The 17,804-nt window shown below is 72.5% G+C and carries 12 protein-coding genes; 6 read left to right on the top strand and 6 right to left on the bottom strand.

The window, feature by feature from the left end; translation table 11 throughout:
- Positions 1–591: 591 nt before the first annotated feature.
- Positions 592–1,638, bottom strand: coding sequence for a ParB N-terminal domain-containing protein (locus ACGF07_RS04365; RefSeq protein WP_392895313.1), 1,047 nt, complete (start codon positions 1,636–1,638; stop codon positions 592–594).
- Between the two features lie 512 nt (positions 1,639–2,150).
- On the opposite strand from ACGF07_RS04365, the gene ACGF07_RS04360 reads away from it, so the two are divergent.
- Complete coding sequence (locus ACGF07_RS04360) at positions 2,151–3,599, top strand: purine-cytosine permease family protein (protein WP_392895311.1); 1,449 nt, start codon at positions 2,151–2,153, stop codon at positions 3,597–3,599.
- On the opposite strand, the gene ACGF07_RS04355 is transcribed toward ACGF07_RS04360, so the two are convergent.
- On the bottom strand, positions 3,586–4,815 hold the full coding sequence (locus ACGF07_RS04355) for an MFS transporter (RefSeq protein ID WP_350741365.1): 1,230 nt from the start codon (positions 4,813–4,815) through the stop codon (positions 3,586–3,588). The genes ACGF07_RS04360 and ACGF07_RS04355 overlap by 14 nt on opposite strands.
- Before the next feature lie 332 nt (positions 4,816–5,147).
- On the opposite strand from ACGF07_RS04355, the gene ACGF07_RS04350 reads away from it, so the two are divergent.
- Complete coding sequence (locus tag ACGF07_RS04350; protein ID WP_392895309.1) at positions 5,148–6,197, top strand: MalY/PatB family protein; 1,050 nt, start codon at positions 5,148–5,150, stop codon at positions 6,195–6,197.
- Positions 6,198–6,234: 37 nt separating this feature from the next.
- Here ACGF07_RS04350 and ACGF07_RS04345 read toward each other — a convergent pair whose 3' ends face one another.
- Both ACGF07_RS04345 and ACGF07_RS04340 read right to left on the bottom strand, forming a co-directional pair.
- Positions 6,235–6,606, bottom strand: a complete 372-nt coding sequence (locus ACGF07_RS04345; protein WP_350741370.1) for an SAV_915 family protein — start codon at positions 6,604–6,606, stop codon at positions 6,235–6,237.
- Positions 6,607–6,693: 87 nt separating this feature from the next.
- On the bottom strand, positions 6,694–8,667 hold the full coding sequence (locus ACGF07_RS04340; protein ID WP_392895306.1) for a BTAD domain-containing putative transcriptional regulator: 1,974 nt from the start codon (positions 8,665–8,667) through the stop codon (positions 6,694–6,696).
- Positions 8,668–9,257: 590 nt separating this feature from the next.
- Here ACGF07_RS04340 and ACGF07_RS04335 point away from each other — a divergent pair.
- Positions 9,258–10,100, top strand: coding sequence for a helix-turn-helix transcriptional regulator (locus ACGF07_RS04335; RefSeq protein ID WP_350741374.1), 843 nt, complete (start codon positions 9,258–9,260; stop codon positions 10,098–10,100).
- A gap of 96 nt (positions 10,101–10,196) precedes the next feature.
- Here ACGF07_RS04335 and ACGF07_RS04330 read toward each other — a convergent pair whose 3' ends face one another.
- Together ACGF07_RS04330 and ACGF07_RS04325 are read right to left on the bottom strand one after the other, a co-directional pair.
- On the bottom strand, positions 10,197–11,306 hold the full coding sequence (locus tag ACGF07_RS04330; protein ID WP_350741376.1) for a 3-dehydroquinate synthase II family protein: 1,110 nt from the start codon (positions 11,304–11,306) through the stop codon (positions 10,197–10,199).
- Between the two features lie 25 nt (positions 11,307–11,331).
- On the bottom strand, positions 11,332–12,198 hold the full coding sequence (locus ACGF07_RS04325; RefSeq protein WP_392895304.1) for a 2-amino-3,7-dideoxy-D-threo-hept-6-ulosonate synthase: 867 nt from the start codon (positions 12,196–12,198) through the stop codon (positions 11,332–11,334).
- 361 nt (positions 12,199–12,559) lie between these two features.
- On the opposite strand from ACGF07_RS04325, the gene ACGF07_RS04320 reads away from it, so the two are divergent.
- From ACGF07_RS04320 to ACGF07_RS04310, 3 genes are all read left to right on the top strand, one after another.
- Positions 12,560–13,579 (top strand): Rieske 2Fe-2S domain-containing protein, encoded by a 1,020-nt coding sequence (locus ACGF07_RS04320; protein ID WP_392895301.1) that lies wholly within the window; start codon positions 12,560–12,562, stop codon positions 13,577–13,579.
- 32 nt (positions 13,580–13,611) lie between these two features.
- Positions 13,612–14,565, top strand: coding sequence for a PDR/VanB family oxidoreductase (locus ACGF07_RS04315; RefSeq protein WP_392895298.1), 954 nt, complete (start codon positions 13,612–13,614; stop codon positions 14,563–14,565).
- 106 nt (positions 14,566–14,671) lie between these two features.
- Entirely contained in the window at positions 14,672–17,782 is a 3,111-nt protein-coding gene (locus tag ACGF07_RS04310) for an amino acid adenylation domain-containing protein (protein WP_392895295.1), read from the top strand.
- Positions 17,783–17,804: the final 22 nt, after the last annotated feature.

Raw genomic sequence — 17,804 nt, 5'->3', positions numbered from 1 at the left:
AGACCGAGGTCCTCGACGACGGAGGCGGCCTCGCGCCGCTGCTCTGCGGTGTCGCGGGAAAGGGCGGAGGACATCACTGCTCCCCCGGTTCGCGGGCCGGCCCGCCTGCGTGCTCGCCGAGGACGGCCCCGGCGAGGCAGCGCGGGTGGAAGCAGGTCCTGGTGTCCGCCGCCGGCCGGGCCGCCTGGAGTTCCGCTGGAGCCGACGCTCTCCGTTCGATCGGCGGGGTTGACTGGACCGGGGACGGTGCTGCGTTGACCGCATGGAGCCCGCTGCCCCGAACGCGTCGGCCAGGACCGACCCCGGAGACACCCCGTTGTCAGCGGCGCGAGTTGAGCGACTGCACCGGTCCTGGGTCCACCTCCCGCCGCACGCCGGCCGGCCTCCGTCACGCCCGGCGGACGGCCCGGCAGCACCCCACCCAGCAGCGGGGCGCACCGGGCCGCCCACCTCGCGAACCGGTGGGTGCGGCGGTCGAGGACGGTCTCGACGATCCCGTTCGGTCCCGACGGCGAACGGTCGTGTTCCCGCCAGCCGCCGCAGCGGTGCGGGTCGGGGGCCGTCGGCTCGGGACGCTGCCGGCCGGCGCGTTCACACGGCGCGGCGTGCGCGCACCCCGCTGCCTCGTTCCAGTTGCTCGGCGAAGTTCAGCCAGCGTTCTCCGCAGGTCCGGGCCGCGCGGGCGATGTCGGCGTAGCGGTGGGCCGGCACCCCGCTCATCATCCACCTCCACCGCGTGTCGTCGACCCCGTTCGCCGCGAGGAGCTGCAACAGCGCCCGACCCGACTCGGAGAAGCGCAGCGAGGGATCCTTGCGCAGGCTCGCGAACTGGTCGGGCCCGGCGACCACGACGGCCTCCACCCGGGCGCCGCGCCCCGCGGTCTCCGCGACGACCTTTTCGCGCCCCCTGCGCCCGCCCGCCTCGCCGTCGGCCTGCGCGGCGTTGCGGAGCTTGGCCGGAACCGGGTCCTTGCCCTCGCGGATGCGCTGGCGGACGTCCCTGGCCGTCGCCGGGGCTATCCCCGCCTCCTGTGCGATCTCACGCAACGAGGCGTCCGGGCGGGCCGCGATGACCTGGACGGCGCGACGCCGGCCGACCTCGCTGTTGACCGGTCTGGAACGCCCGTCGCGGCCGGTGCGGACCTTCGCCTGGTCGGTGTCGGCGGTCGTTCGTTTGCGCAGCGCGGAGATCGTGACCGGCGAGAGACCCGTCACCTCAGCGATGCGGCGGTCCGACCACTGGCCATGGCTGCCGATGATGCGTTCGGCCGCCGCTACCCGGTCCCGGCGCGACAGCGGCATGCCGTGTTCGGCGTTGAGTCGGACGGCCAGCACGAAGGCGTCGTCGGCCGTGCCGTCCACGAATTGAACCCGGACGTAGTCCTCTCCTCGGAGCACCGCCGCCTGAACCCGGTGCATGCCATCGACGATCCGCATGGTCGGCCGGTGGACGACGATGGGCGGCAGCGGGGTCTGCACTTCGGCCAGCATTTCGGCGTGAGCTGCGCTCTCGCCGGCCGTTCGCGGTGAGTCGGACGCTACCAGTGAGTTGATGGGGACCAGTTCCGTGACTGGCTGCTGCTGAGACATGTCCGGCGCTGGCGGCGTGGCCCCGTCTGCCGTTGACGCGTCGAGCATCAACGCCTCCCTCAGGCATCGTCGGTTCAACGTTTGGCGCACTGACGCTACCAAGAAACTAAACCGACTGTCCCAGATTCTTCTGAACCGATCCCCGGGGCGAGAACCGCACAACCATGCGACGTGGCAAAGCGGTTGACGGTCGGCGGGGCATGACCAGCGGACGCGGCTGAGTGGGGGTCAGGTGCGGCGATCCCCCGTCGCACCGCCCGGAGGACGCGGTTCCGGCTGCCGCTGCGAGGGCCCCGCCCGTCCGGTGCATCGGACGGGCGACCGGGCGGGCCCCGACCCGACCGACGCCAGCCGGCGAGGCGGGCTGCCCCGAGCCGGACCGCGGCCGCGTCGATCACTTGGTGCGGTCCCGTGCCCGACGCCCCGCGCCGCCGATCGCGCGGGGCGTCGACATCGGCCGCGGCGGCAACCATGCGCACGGCAATGAGCCTTGACACTCAGTCAGCGACCGGAGCCATCATGGGTCCGCTATCCACCGAATTCCTTCCGCGGAGATTTCCATGCCGAAGAAGAGAAAAGCGATCCCGCTGAGCGGGCTCGTCGAACGGCATTCCATCGATTTCATCCCCGATAACGAGCGGCACGGCAGACCGTTCACCCTGTTCACCCTGTGGTTCCCCGCCAATCTGCAAATCAGCGCGGTGGTCACCGGATCGCTCGCCGTGGTGTTCGGACTCGATGCGCTGTGGTCGCTGGTGGCGCTCCTGGCCGGAAACCTTCTGGGCGGAGCGGTCATGGCCCTGCACGCCGCCCAGGGCCCGCGACTCGGGCTGCCGCAAATGGTCTCCTCCCGGGCCCAGTTCGGGGTCAAAGGGGCGGCGGTCCCGTTGGTCTGCTCGATCGTGATGTACATCGGGTTCTTCGCGAGCGGCAGCGTGCTGGCCGGGCAGGCCGTCGGGCACCTCGCGCACACGGGCGAGAGCGCCGGCATCGTGATCTTCGCGCTCGCCACCGCGGTGACGGCCGCGGTCGGCTACCGGCTGATCCATCGCGTCGGGAAGCTCGCCGCAGCGGTCGGCGCTCTCGCCTTCCTCTACCTGAGCGTCGAGCTGGTGCGCACCGCGCCGCTCGGATCGCTCCTCGGACACCACCACTTCTCGGTGCCGCTGTTCCTGCTCGCGATGTCCCTGTCCGCTTCCTGGCAGCTGGGGTTCGGCCCGTACGTCGCGGACTCCTCCCGCTATCTGCCGCGCGACACCGCGCCGCGCTCGGTGTTCTGGGCGACCATGGGCGGCAGCGTGCTCGGCGCGCAGTGGGCGATGGGTTTCGGAGCGCTCACGGCGGCCTGGCACGGAGGCGGGCAGGGCGACGAGGTCGGGAACATCGTCGGCATGAGCGGCTCGGCCGCCGTCACGGTGCTGCTGTATTTCTCCATCGCCTTCGGGAAACTGACGGTCAACGTACTGAACACCTACGGCGGATTCATGTCCGTCGTCACCGGGATCAGCGGATTCCGTCCGATCGGCCCGGTCGGGCCGCTCGCCCGCAGCCTTTATGTCGGTGGCATCATGCTCGCCGGAACAACACTCGCACTACTCGGCCGGGGGAACTTCCTCGAGTCCTTCTCGACCTTCCTGCTGTGCCTCCTGACGTTCTTCACGCCATGGAGCGCGATCAACCTGGTCGACTTCTACCTGCTGTCCGACGAGCGTTACGACATCGAGGCCCTGGCCGACCCCCGCGGCCGCTACGGCGCCTGGAACCTACCGGCGCTGACGACGTACGCGGTCGGCATCCTCGTCCAGCTGCCCTTCCTGTCCACCGAGTTGTACACCGGACCGCTGGTCGCCCGGCTCGGCGGCGCCGACATCTCGTGGATCGTCGGCCTGGTCCTGCCCGCGGTCATGTACTGGCTGCTCGCCCGCCGGGGCCAGGGCGCCGTCTCCGGGGGTGAGGACGGCGCCCTGGGGTCCGGTGTGCCGACCCCCGTCGAGCTCAGGAGTCGGTAGGGGTGTACCGGGTGCGCAGCCAGGCGGCGAGCACGGTCAGGGGCACCGCGGTGACCGCCGCGAGGGCGAACAGCTCCTGGTAGTGCCCGTGCTCGGTCAGCGGACCGCCGAGGCCCGAACCGATCGAGCTGCCGACGAACAGGGCGGACACGAACAGCGCGACGGCGGTGCCGCGGGCGGCCGGCACCAAGGTGGTGGCCCAGGTCTGGAGCGAGGAGTGGAAGAAGGACCAGCCGCCTCCCAGCAGGACCGCGGCCACCCCGATGCCCACCACGGACAGGCTCAGGGAGGCGATCAGGAAGCCACCCGCCATCATCACGCCGCCCGCGGCCAGCAGCGTCCACGGGGGCCGCGTCGCCACCGTCTTGAGCAGGCGCGAGAAGCCCAGGGTGCCGACCCCGTAGAGGGCGGTCACCCCGCCCGCGCCGATCGTGCCGACCCCGTGGTCCTGCAGGGCCGGGGCCAGGAAGGTGAAGCAGCCGAGCAGCACCGCTCCCTCGACCAGGCCGAAGGCCATGACCACCCAGGACCACCTCAGCCGCAGCACCGAGCCGAGCTGTTCGGTGGGACGCCGCAGGGTGGTCGAGGTCCGGGACTCCGACAGGCCGCGCGTGGCGACCACCGTGATCGCCGCCAGCACCGCGGAGAGCGCGAGCATCGCCCGCCAGCTGAGCAGCTCGGCCACCCCGCCGGCGACCAGGGTGGCCGCTGCGGTGCCGATGGCGAGGGCCACCTGGAGGTCCGACAGGGCGCGCTGGCGCACCGCGGGGGAGACGGTGTCCCCGACGTACGTCAGCGAGGTGGGGACCACGGCCCCGAAGAAGGCTCCGGTGGCGATCCGCAGCACCACCAGGACGGTCAGGTTCGGCGCGATCGCGGAAGCCAGCCCGCACACCGCCGCGGCGGCGAGCGAGAAGCGGATGATGCGCATGCGCCCGTACCGGTCGGACAGCATGCCCCACACCGGCTGGGCGCACCCGTACGCGAAGAAGTAGCCGCTCGCGACCAGCACGACCTCGTCGAGCCGGACGTGGAATCCGGCGGCGACGGCCACCAGGAGGGGCGTGATCGCGAACCGGTCGAAGTTGCTGAGGAAGCAGGCCACTCGCAGGACCGGCGGCACACTCCCGGCCTCCGCCGGCCGCGGTACCGACCCGGTCTGCACGCTCGACGGCGGTTCGGGGCCGGTCCTGCCGAGCCGGGTGTCTTGGGACATCTGACGGCCTTTCTGCGACGCGCTGATGCTGGTCGCTCCAGCGTCCGACGGGTGCGTGGTGGGAGCCAGGAGACAAGAAGTCCTAGCATCAGCGCTCCCCCTCACGAGGTGGCGGACCGCGCGGGCTGCCGGGATATGTTGGTGGAGTTCGATGGGCGGAGATCCCAGGAGTTCCCCGGCGACGGCGACGTGCCGGGAACGGCTGGAGAGCGATTGCGGACAGGAAAGAGAAGGCTGTGTTCGAGGACGTCGAGCTCTCATCGTTGACCCGCCGCCCGGGGGTGAAGTGGAACCGGGCCGAACCGGATGTGCTTCCGGCGTGGATCGCGGAGATGGATTTCGCGCCGGCGCCCGCCGTACGGGAGGCGCTCGTCCGCTGTGCGCAGGAGGACGTGGGATACCCCGCATGGGACGGGCGCCCCGAGGAGATCCCGCTGCGCGCCGCGTTCGCCGAGCGCATGCGCGAACGCTACGGCTGGGTGCTCGACCCCGCTCACGTACGGGAGTTCACCGACATCAACCAGGGCCTCCAGGCCGTCCTGGCGGTCACCACCGGGCCGGGTGACGGCGTCGCCGTGCACACTCCGACGTATCCGCCCTTCCTGGCGACGGTGACGGGCATGGAACGGCGTCTGATCTCCGTCCCGTACGTCCGCCGGGACGACGGCTGGGTCTTCGACGCCGACCGGCTCGAGCGCGAGCTCGCCGACCGCGGCTGCCGGGTGTTGCTGCTGGTCAATCCGCACAACCCGACCGGACGGGTGCTCAGCCGGCCCGAGCTGGAAGGGCTCGCCGAACTCGCCTGCCGGTACGACCTCCTGGTGATCGCCGACGAGATCCACGCCGACCTCGTGCACGGCTCGCACCGGCACATTCCGTTCGGCTCCCTCTCGCCGGAGGTGGCGGCGCGGACGGTGACGCTGACGTCGGCGACCAAGGCGTTCAACGTGCCGGGGGTCCGCTGCGCGGTCGCCCACGTCGGTGCGGCCGAGGTGCGCGCGGCGCTGGCCTCCCCGACCCACCTGTACGGGGAGCCCAACACCTTCGGTGTGGCCGCCACCCTGGCGGCGTGGCGGGAGGGTGACTCCTGGTTGGCCCAGCTGCGGCCGGTCCTGGAGCGCAACGCCGAGCTGGTCCGGGCGGAGCTGCCCTCCGGCATCGGGTACACGCCCCCGCAGGGCTCGTTCCTGGCCTGGCTGGACTGCCGGTCCCTGGACCTGCCCACCGACCCGTACACCTTCTTCCTGGAGAAGGCCCGTGTCCTCCTGAACGACGGCCGCACCTTCGGGCCCGGTGGCGAGGGCTTCGTCCGGCTCAACTTCGGCACGTCCCCCACTGTGCTGCGGGAGATCCTGGAGCGGATGCGCTCCGCCGTGGGCTGACCCCGCGGCCACCCCTTCCGCCCGGCGGCCGCCCCGGCTACCCCGCGCCGGCCGGGCGACGGCCGCCCGGGAGGGACGGCTCGACCTCCAGCCGTCGCCGGTTCGCGACGGCGGACGGTACGGTCCGCGTCGGAACGGGCGCGGCCACCAGGTCCGGGTCCACGATCAGCCGGGTCACCCCCAGCGGCTCCACCAGCTCCCGCAGGATCGGCTCGGCGAGCTCGACGCAGGCCTGGTCGTCGCCCAGCGCCGTGGCCAGCCGTGCCCGCGAGGTGAAACCGACGACGGTGCGGGTGCCCAGCGGGGTGCGGAAGAGCCTGATGAGATGGACGCGCCCGCGCTCGCGGACCGGGACGAACAGGCCCTTGGCAGCGGGGCTTTGACCGCCTGAGGCGTCTGTGGGTTCCATGGGTTCCTCCATAGGGTGGCCGGTGAGCACCTCGTGGGCACGTCGTCCGGAGTCACTGGTGCGAGCGCGGACCCTCGGGGCGGCCGCTCAGTGCGCGACGCCGGCCAGGCATCTGGTCGTCGGTGTGTCGGCGGGCGCGGGACGCGACGGCGGCTGGGCCGGCGCCAGCCGGCTCAGCCGGTCGAGGGCCTCCTGGCGGCGGGCCGCCGGCTCGTGCTCGGCGCACTCGGCGGCGTAGAGGCCCACGAGGGTGTGGAAGCGGTACAGGTGGTCCGGCCTCTCCTCCAGCAGGTGGTTGGCGACCAGGACCGAGAGCAGGCGGCGGGCGGTGGCCCGGTCCGTTCCCGCGAGCGCGGCGGCGATCTCCTCCGTGAACGTCCCGCTGTGCAGGCCCAGGTGACGGAACATCCGGGCCGCGTCCGCAGGCAGCGCCTGGTACGACGCGTCGAACGCGCCGCGCATGCTGGCCGCGGCGTCACCGTTCACCATCAGCCAGTCGAGTCGGCCGCGCTCCGCCGCGAAGGGCTCGATCAGGGCGTCCAGCGGCATCCCGGGGTTGGCCGCCAGGCGCTCGGCGACGATGCGCAAGGCCAACGGCAGTCCGCCGCACTGCGCCACCAGGCGCGCGGTGACCGGGCCCTGCCCGCGCAGTCGGCCCCCGCTGAGGTCGGTCAGGAGCCGCGCCGACTCCTCCTCGTGCAGGGGGCCGATCGTGACCAGGTGCGCACCGTCGCGCGCCGCGAGCCCGCTGAACCGCTGCCGGCTCGTCGCCAGGACGCAGGAGGATCCGCGCGGTATCAACGGACGCAGCTGGTGGGGGCTGTGCGCGTCGTCGAGCACCACCAGCATCTTCCGGCCGTGCAGCAGGCTGCGGTAGAGGGCGGCTCGGGCGGCCAGGCCCGGGGGCATCCGCGCGCCGTCCACGCCCAGGCTCCCCAGCAGTTGCCCCAGGGCGTCGACGGCGCTGACGGTGCGGCCCTCCGGTCCGGTTCCGCGCAGGTCCACGTACAACTGCCCGTCGGGGAAGTGGTCGAGGAGTCGGTGCGCCAGTTGCAGGACGAACGCCGACTTGCCCACCCCGGCCGGTCCGTCGACCACCGCCACGGGTGTCGTCGCGCCGCCGCTGCTCTCGCCGGTGACGACCCCCTCCAGCCACCCCAGCTCTCTGTCCCGGCCTACGAATCCCCTTGCCAGTGGCGGGAGTTGGGCTGGCTTGGGGATGCCCTGGAGCATCGGCCGCGGGCTCGTGGACGGGAGGGGCCCGGTGTCCGCGCCGGGCGAGCGCGGCTGCGGGCGCCCGGACAGGATCTGCTGGTAGAGCCGGCGCAGGTCGGCGCCCGGCTCGATGCCCAGGTCCCGGCGCAGCAGTTCCCGGGTCTGTTCGTACACCTGCAGCGCGTGGGCCTGCCGGCCCCCGCGGTACAGCGCCGAGATCAGGAGCCAGCGCAGCTTCTCGCGCAGCGGCTCCTCGGCAACCGCGCCGGTCAGCTCGGTGACCAGTTCGGCGTGTCGCCCCGCCGCCAGCATGTCCAGGGCCCATTCCTCGACGGCCGTCAACCGCAGGTCCCGCAGCCGGTCCCGCTCCAGTACGGCGAAGGGCCCGGGAACCGAGTAGAGCGCCTCGCCCTGCCACAGGGACAGGGCCTTCTCGTACAACCGCGCGGTCACCTCGGAGGGGGCCTCGCCCCGTGACTTCCGCGCCTCGCCGAGGCGTCGGACGAAGAGCGTGGCGTCCACGTCCGCGGGGTCCACGCGCAGGCAGTACCCGCCGGACTGGAAGCCGAGCACCGCGCTCGCCGCTCTGCGGCCGCGATACGGATCCAGGACGCGACGCAGTCCGGCCACGTACGTGTGCACGCCGTTGGCGGCCGTGCGCGGGACGACGCTGCCCCACACCGCGTCCGCGATGTCCTCGACGCCCACGACGTCGCCGGCGCGGCAGGCGAGCAGGGCGAGGACGGCTCGTTGCTTGGGCGGGCCCAGCGCCACCTCCACCCCGCCGCGCCACGCGCGCACCGGCCCCAGGAGCTGTATGCGCAGGGATGCCTCAGCGGTCGCCATGGGTGATTCGCCTCCTGAAGTACTATTCCGGCCGCTTCTCGGCCGGCTCACCCCGCAGGGGGGACGGCCTTCGCAGGAAGGGTCTGCACCAACAAGAAGAAGAGGGGGAAGCAGCGTCGCGTCTCGGCATTGAGACGGCGTCCCGGGAGATCGCTCCTGCGAAGGCGTGCCAACGAACCGGAGATATTCGGCGGGCCGGGGATCCGCTCGTCCGACCCGAATCGTCTTCGGCGGGAGGGATTCACCGAATGAACGCCTCACGGGCCGCCGAGCACGTTTCCGTCTCTTCATTACCGAAAGACGTACGCGAAAATTACGGTAACGGAGCCTCAGCTCGATGTCACCCCCGTCCCACCGGGGCGGAGTCCTCGGCGGAACGGGCGTCGGCCCGGATTCCGCCGACGGGTGCGGGGGGCGATCCGCCGGCCCGGGTGGCGGCCGCCGGCCGAGGCGTCGTCCGGGTCCCGCCCGGCCTCGGCGGGTGTTCAAGTGCTCCGTTCCGAACAGTTGAACACCGGCGGCGAACCGCCTTGCTCCGCCGCCCCTTGCGCCGCCGGGGCGGGCGAGGCCTGGCTGTTAGGGTTGCGCGGGTGGTAGCGAGGACACCTTCCGGCAACCCCGGCCGCCGTGCGCTCGGGGCCTTCCTGCGCTCGCGGCGCGAGCGCCTGTCCCCCGACGACATGGGGATCTGCGACTCGTCGCGCCGCCGCACTCCGGGGCTGCGCCGCGAGGAGGTGGCCGCGCTCTCCGGGGTGAGCCTCAGCTGGTACACGTGGCTGGAGCAGGGCCGCGACATCAAGGTCTCCCGCCAGGTTCTGGCCGCCCTCGCGCGGTCCCTCAGGCTCTCCCCGCCGGAAGTCCGGCACCTGTACCGGCTCTGCGACGAACTGCCCCCGGAGCTCGGGGACCCGCACAGCTGCCCCGGCTCCGACGGGCAGCTCGACGCCATGCTGCGGGCGCTGGAACCCAACCCGGCGGTGCTCCTCGACCAGCACTGGGACGTCCTGGCCTGGAACCGCGCCGAGGCCGCTCTCTTCACGGGCTACGCCGCGCTGCCCGTCGAGCGGCGCAACATGCTCTGGGTCATCTTCGGCTGGCCACCCGCGCGCTTCCTGATGGCGGATTGGGAGGCCCAGGCCAGCCAGGTGCTCGCCCAGTTCCGCGTGCGCGCCGACGAGGAGCCCGGCGACCCGCGGTTCGCGGCGGTCGTCGCCGATCTGCTGGCCGCCGTACCAGACTTCGCCCGCTTCTGGCAGCGGCACGAGGTGGCCGACTACCAGACCGTGGACAAGCACTTCACGCACCCGAGGGCGGGCCGGCTCGTCCTGCGGCAGTCGAAGCTGATCGCCGCGGACGACCCCCGCGTCCACCTGCTGGCCCGGTTCCCGGCCGACGAGTCGACGAAGGGCGCGCTCTCGCTGCTCATCGAGTGAGGTCGGCACGCGCCGGCCGGGTCCCGCCCGTCCCGTCAAACGTGTCGGCCCCCTCGACCGGGCGCGGTCGAGGGGGCCGAGGAAGGACGGACGGGATCACTGCTCGTGCAGGAACTCCCGGATCGGGTAACCGACGTGCCGCTGGTCGGTGAGCGCGTAGCCGAGGATGACGTCGCCGGGCTTCAGCTCGGTGATGTTGTGGACGCTGCCACCGGGGCCGAGCACCCGCACGTGCCAGTCGTCCTGGGCGATCACGTTCACCTTGCCGCCCGAGGGCGACTGCGCCTCGATCAGGAGCATCGGGCGGCTCTCCATCTTGATGCGGCCGACCACGATGCGCCGGGTGTTGCCGTCGGTGTCGACGGCCAGCAGCTCGGATCCGGAGCGCAGCTCGGCGAGGTAGCGGGTCCGGTTCGCCGGCGTGAGGCTGTAGGAGTGCAGCGCGGCCGCGTTCACCCGGAACGGGCGGGTCGGCATGTACGGCAGCGGGTGCGTCTCGCTGCTCACGAGGATCATGCCCGTGGCGTGCGAGCCGACCAGGATGCCCTCGTTCTGCTTGAAGTGGGAGCAGGTGTCGACGCACACCCGGTCGCCCAGGCCCACGTGGGCGAGCCTGGTGACGGTCAGCTCCTCCAGCTCCAGCCGCTCGGTGCCCTCCCGGCAGATCTCGGTGAGCGTGGTCGCCTCGCCCACCGCCTCGGGCCGCAGCAGGACGCCCTCGGGACCGCGCTCGAGGACGGTGAGGGTGATCTCGGCGTCCTGCAGGTCGGTGACCACGGTGATCAGCTTGCCCTCGGCCTTGTCCGTGGCACCCAGCAGGATCTCCAGCGGGATCTTGCTCGGGTCCTGCTGGAACTCCACCAGCGTCCAGGCGGCCGTGGACGCGACCGTGCAGGCGACGGCCAACGACTCCTCGCCGGTGACGGTGACGAAGACGCCCTTCTCCGCGCTGGGCAGCGCGGGCTCGTACTTCCCGGCCAGGGCGTGGTCGACCACCAGGATGTCGGCGATCTCCGCCAGCTTCACGGCTGCGGACTCCGGAGTGTCCGGAAGGATGAGGCCGACCTTCTTCTTGTTCGGCGGGATCGTGGCCAGCAGCTCCGGGTCGTCGGAGACGAACCCGTCGATGCCGACGTGCACGGCCTCCTCGATCACGGGGGCGGTGAGGTCCTTCAGCCCGCGGACGTCGATCCAGGTGAGCTTCACTGCGAACTCCTCGTTGATGTGCGGTTCAGGTCTGGGCGGGTGCGGGGTGGACCGCCGCGAGCTCGCGGTCGGGGTTCGAGGGGACACCGGCGGTGATGTCGCCGACGGTGGGGTCGAGGGCGGGCATGTGCAGGGCGTCGGCGACCAGGCGCACGGTGCCCGCGACGTCGGGCGAAGCCCAGACGTTGCGGCCCATGGCCACGCCGAGCGCGCCGGACGCCACGACGTCGCCGACGGTCCGGGCCAGCTGCTGGCCGCCCACCGGGGCGCCGCCGGCGGTGATGATGCCGATCGGGCAACTGCGCACCACCTCGGCCATGGTGGCCGGCGAGCCGGTGTAGGGCACCTTCGCGATGTCGGCACCGAGGTCGGCGGCGAGGTTCGCGGCGTGTGCCACCAGCTCGGGGTCGGTCGGGTCGCTCACCCGCGGTCCGCGCGGATAGACCATGGCGATGAGCGGCAGGCCCCAGCGGGCGCAGCCGTCAGCGGCCCTGGCCAGGTCGCTCAGTTGCTCGGCCTCGGTGTCGGAGCCCATGTTGATGTGGATGCTGACCGCGTCGGCCCCCAGCTCCAGGGCTTCCTCGACCTCGGCGAGGCGCACCTTGGCGTTGGCGTCGGGGGCGTGCCGCGTGATCCCGTTCAGGTGGAGCACCACGGCCGTGCCGCGCAGGGCTTCCGCCGGCAGGAACCGCATGCGGCCCTTGTGGACCAGCAGGGCGTCCCCGCCGTTGCGCGACACGGCGAGAGCGATGTCACGAACGGCCGCGGCGGAGGCGATCGGGCCGTCCGCGACCGAATGGTCAAGGGGTACCACGAAGGTCCTGCCGGACACCGGATTTATGAGGCGGCTCAGCCGCAGACCCTTTCCCGGGGAATGGTGGAACAATTCCATGGAGATTCCTCTCACGCCGGACGCAACCACGCATCCCGGCCGTTCCGCTCCGTCAGATGGGTGGGAGATCGTCCCGGAACTGCGACAGAAAGCCTGATCGACGGGACTCGCCACATCGAAGTCGGAACGATCCTGTCATGTCAAGGGACCATTCGCGGCGACGAGTTGAGTGCCGGATCGAGATTGACACGGCGTTCGACGAACGTATCGTTGAGCCTTGTCGAATCGCGCTGCACCAACGGTCCCCTTCGCCGGCGGGCGGGTCACGGCAACGCGTCCGCCGCTCGCGAGCGGGCTCTGCCGGCCATCGTTTCGGCAACGAATTGCGCGCGACTCCCACAGATATCTACAGGAGAGCTCAATGAGTGCTTTTCCGCAGAACTATTGGTATGTCGCTGCATGGAGCAAGGAAGTGGGCAGGGAGCTCCTCAGCCGGACGATCTGCGGCGAACCGATCGTGTTCTACCGCCGCCGCGACGGCCGGCCCGTGGCCCTCGCGGACCGCTGTGTGCACCGCCGCTACCCGCTCTCGCTCGGCCGGCTCGAGGACGACTCCATCGAGTGCGGCTACCACGGCTTCGTCTTCGACTGCTCCGGGGCCTGCACCTTCGTGCCGGGTCAGGACCGCATCCCGCGCACCGCCCGGGTACCCGCCTACCAGGTGGTGGAGCGGGACAGGTGGATCTGGGTCTGGATCGGCGACCAGAGCAAGGCGGACCCGGCCCTGGTGCCGGACGCCCACTGGCTGGACGACCCGAACTGGGCGTCGGTCGAGGACATGGCGCACTCGCCGTTCCGGTACAGCCTCCTGATGGACAACCTCATGGACCTGTCCCACGAGACGTACCTGCACGCCGGCCTGATCGGGACGCCGGAGATCGCCCGCACGCCCTTCACCACCCGGGTCGACGACGTGCGGAACCGGGTCACCTTCTCGCGCCACATGGAAGCCGTGGAGTGCCCGCCCTTCTATGAGAAGACCACCGGCTACACCACGCCGATCGACCGCTGGCAGGACGTGGCGTTCCAGCCGCCCGCGTTCTGGGTGAACAACGTGCGGGTCGCGCCGCACGGCACGCCGGTCGGCCCGAACGGGGACGAGGGCGGCGCCCACGTGAAGATCCTTCACGGGCTCACCCCGGAGACCGAGAACAGCACCTGGGACTTCTGGGCCGTGGTCCGCGACTTCGCACTGGACGACGAGGCCGTCAGCCACGCGCTGCTGACGATGAACCAGGAAGTGGTCCAGCAGGACCTGGATGCCCTGACCGTCCTCGAGCAGGTCGTGGCCAGCGAGCCGCCGGGGACCCAGGAGCTGAGCGTCGAGATCGACGCCGGCGGCCTGGCCGCCCGCGCGATGCTGCGCAAGATCAACCAGTAACCGTCCGGACCGACCCCCGAAGGGCGGAAGACATGGCTCCCGACACGCTGGAGGTCCTGGTCCGTGAGCGGACCGAACTCGCGCAGGGCGTGCTGGGCCTGGAGCTGGTGGCGCCCGACGGCGGCGCGCTGCCCGCCTGGGCCCCCGGGGCGCACATCGACCTGGTCCTGCCGTCGGGGCTCGTACGGCAGTTCTCGCTGTGCGGCCCCGCCGACCGGGCCGGAAGCTGGCACATCGCCGTCCTGCGCGAGCCGAACGGGCGCGGCGGGTCGATCGAGGTGCACGACGAGCTCGCGGTGCACACACGCCTGCGCGCCGTCGGCCCGCGCAACCGCTTCCCGCTGCTGCCCGCCGACGACCTGCTGTTCATCGCGGGCGGCATCGGCATCACCCCGTTGCTGCCGATGCTCGCCGAGGCCGAACGCAGCGGAAGCCGTTGGCGGCTGCTCTACGGGGGCCGGACCAGGACGTCCATGGCGTTCCTGCCCGAACTGGCCGGCTACGGCGACCGCGTCAGGATCGTCCCGCAGGACGAGTTCGGGCTGCTCGACCTCGACGGGCCGCTGTCCCGGGTTCCGGCCGGCGGGCGGGTCTACTGCTGCGGGCCCGAGCCGCTGCTCGACGCGGTGCGGGAGCGCTGCGCCGGTCGGCCCGAACTGACGCTGCACACCGAGCGGTTCGCCGCCGCGCCGTCCACCGCCGGCCCCAGGGGGACGGACACCGGCTTCGAGGCCGTGCTCAAGCGCAGCGGCAGGTCGGTCCCCGTGCCCGCCGGGACCTCGGTGCTCGCGGCGCTGCGCGAGGCGGGGGTGGCGGTGCTCGCCTCGTGCGAGGAGGGCACCTGCGGGACCTGCGAGACCACCGTCCTGGAGGGCGCGGTGGAGCACCGCGACAGCCTCCTGACCGAGGAGGAGCGCGCCGCCGGCGACCTGATGCTGATCTGCGTCTCGCGCTCCCGCAGCCCGCGCCTGGTCCTCGACCTCTGAGGCCCCCCGGGGTCCCGGAGGTCCCGGAGGTCTCCGGACCGCTGACTTCCCACGTCCGTCACACCCCGTGGGGCCCGCCGCCCCCGGTCGCACCTGGAGAACACCGATGACGCACCCCCCGTCCTGGGACGGCCTCATCGAGGACGCCTTCCTCGAACAGGTCCGGGCCCGCCCGTCGGCCACCGCCCTGGTCGCGGGCTCCCGCGTGCTGACCTACCAGGAGCTGTACGACCGGGCGGCCGGCGTCGCCGCCGGGCTGCGCCGGCTCGGCGTGCGGCGCGAGACCCTGGTCGGCCTCGCCTTCGACCGCTCGGCCGACTCGATCGTGGCCCTGCTCGCCGTCGTCCTGGCGGGCGGTGCGTACGTGCCGATCGATCCCGCCTACCCCGCGCACCGCGTCCGCCAGATCACCGAGCAGGCCGAGCTGCGCCTGGTGGTGTGCCCGGAGACGGTGCGCGAGCGGTTCACCGTGCCCGAGCCCGCGCGCACCTGCGGACTCGAGGAGCTGCTGAGCCTCGGCGGGGCGGCGGACGAGCCGGCGGCGCCCCACGAGGCGCCCGGGGCCGGGCAGTCCCCGCTGGCCTACGTGATGTTCACCTCGGGCAGCACCGGCCGCCCCAAGGGAGTGATGGTCGAACACCGCGGCGTCCTGCGCCTGGTCAAGGACATCGGCTACCTGGACCTGTCCCCGGCCCAGCGGATGCTCCAGGCCGCGTCGCTCGCCTTCGACGCGGCGACGTTCGAGATCTGGGGCGCCTTGCTGAACGGCGCGTCGCTGCACGTCGTGGACCACGAGACGGCCGTCGTCCCGGGGCGCTTCGCGCAGGCGATCCGGGAGCAGGGCGTGACCATGGCCTTCGTCACCGCCCCGCTGTTCCACCGCATGGCCCAGGAGGACCCGGCGGCCTTCGCCTCGCTGGCCACCCTGCTGACCGGTGGTGACGTCGTCTCCCCCGCCCATGTGCGCCAGGTCCGCGAGACCAACCCCTCGCTCACCGTCGTCAACTGCTACGGCCCCACCGAGAACAGTGCCTTCACCACGGTCTTCCCCGTCCCCGGGCACACCGACGGCCCGCTGCCGATCGGCCGGCCCGTTCCCGGCACGAGCGTGCGGGTCTGCGACGAGCAGGGCCGCCCGGTACCCGCCGGAACCGTCGGCGAGCTGTACACGGCCGGCGCCGGGGTGGCGCGCGGCTACCTGGGCGAGCCCGAGCTGACGGCGCGCAAGTTCGTCCTGCTGGACGGCGAGCGCCACTACCGCACCGGCGACCTGGTGCGCGCCGACGAGGACGGGCTGCTGCACTTCCACGGCCGCCAGGACGACCAGGTCAAGATCCACGGCCATCTCGTGGAGCTCACCGAGGTCAACGCGGCGCTCCAGGCGCTGGAAGGCGTGAGCGACGCGTACACCAGCGTCATCGGCGAGCCGGGCGAGGAGCGCTCGCTGGCCGCCTACGTGGTGGCGCCGGGCCTCGACAGCGCGGCGCTGCGGCGCGCGCTGCGCGAGCGGCTGCCCGCGTACCTGTGCCCGGACCGCTTCGTGATGCTGGAGCGGCTGCCCCTGGCGCCGAACGGCAAGGTCGACCGGCACCGCCTGCCATCGGCCTCCCCCGCGCCCACGCCGCGGCGCGAGGGCCACGCGCTCACGCCCGCACAGGCCCGCCTGGCCGGGCTGTGGGCCGATGTCCTCGGCGTCGCCGCCGAGGACATCGGCCCGCAGGCGGACTTCTTCGAGCTCGGCGGCAACTCGCTCCTCCTCGGCGTCCTCATCGGCCGGCTCGCCCGGGAGGGCGTCACGGTCCGGTACGCCGAGGCGGTCGCCGCGCCTTCGCTCGCCGGGATGGCCCACACCCTGGCGGCCACCGACTCCGCCCCGGCGCCGGGATTGCCCCGCCCGGCGCCGGGTGCGGCCCCCCTCCACCCCCAGCAGCAGGGGCTGTTCGCGATCTGGCAGGCCGATCCGGAGTCGTTGGTGTACAACATCCCGGTGCGCCTGGAGCTGACCGGGCCGGTGGACCCGGAACGCCTCCGAGCGGCACTGGTCACCCTGGTGGCCCGGCACGAGGCACTGCGGATGCAGTTCACCGTCGGGTCCGACGGGGTCCGCCAGGAGCCGGCCCCGCCCACCGCACCGGAGTTCACGTACCTGCCCGCACCCGATGAGCGGGCCGTCGCCCGCTTCGTGCGTCCCTTCCGGCCTCACCGGCCCGACGGCGCTCCCCTGCTGCGTGCGCTGCTGGTGCGCGCGCCCGGCCCGGACCGGCACGACCTCCACCTCGACACCCACCACGTGGTCTTCGACGGGGTCTCGCTCCGGATCCTGGCCGAGGAACTGCTGGCCGCCTACGCGGGCGAGCCGCTTCCCGAGCGGGCCGCGGACTACCGCGCGGCGGCGTGGTGGGCCCACGACCGGGCCGCCGACGGGGCCGACTCGGCGGACGAGGACTACTGGCTGCGGCAGTTGGCGCAGGTGCCCACGGCGCCGGTGCTGCCGGTGGACCACCCGCGCGGGCCGGTGCGGGCCACCCGGGGAGCGGTGGTCAGCGCCGTGCTGGAGGCCGAGCGCTGCGCCGACATCCGCGCGGCGGCACGCCGGCACCGCACGACCGCGTTCGGGGTGCTGTTCGCCGCGTGGGCCGCGACGCTGGCCCGGATCTCCGGGCGGCGCGACTTCACCGTCGGCACTCCCACCAGCGGGCGGGTCCATCCCGATCTCGACTCGATGGTCGGCATGTTCGTGAACACGGCCTGCCTGCGCGTGCGGCTGGACGACGGCCCGGTGACCCTGGGCGACCTCGTGGCGCAGGCGGACCGGCTGGCCCGGGAGGCGCTCACCCACCAGGGTCCCCCGTTCCCCCAACTGGCACAGCGGCTCGGGCTGCTGCCCGAACCGGGGCGCAACCCGCTGTTCGACGTGCTGTTCGCGCTCCAGGACATCGACTTCCACGTGGTGCGCCGGGGCACGCTCACCGCCCGCACCGAACTGGTCAACCCGGGGACCACACGCTTCGACCTCAACCTCCAGGCCTACCTGCGGCCCGACGCGCTGAGGCTCGACCTGGAGTACGCGACCGACCTCTACGACCGGGCATCCGCGCAATGGCTGCTCGACGCCTATCGGGAGGCCGTGGCCGAGCTGCTCGACGATCCCGCGGTCCCCGTGATCCGGGCGAGCCGCACGACACCGGCCGCCGACCTGCCGGACTTCGACCTGTGAGGGCCGCCGACGTGGACACGAA

This window comes from Kitasatospora sp. NPDC048194 (assembly GCF_043202455.1).
Taxonomy (GTDB): Bacteria; Actinomycetota; Actinomycetes; order Streptomycetales; family Streptomycetaceae; genus Kitasatospora.
Note: the sequence above shows the minus strand (reverse complement) of the source record. Positions and strands in the feature narration are given on the sequence as shown.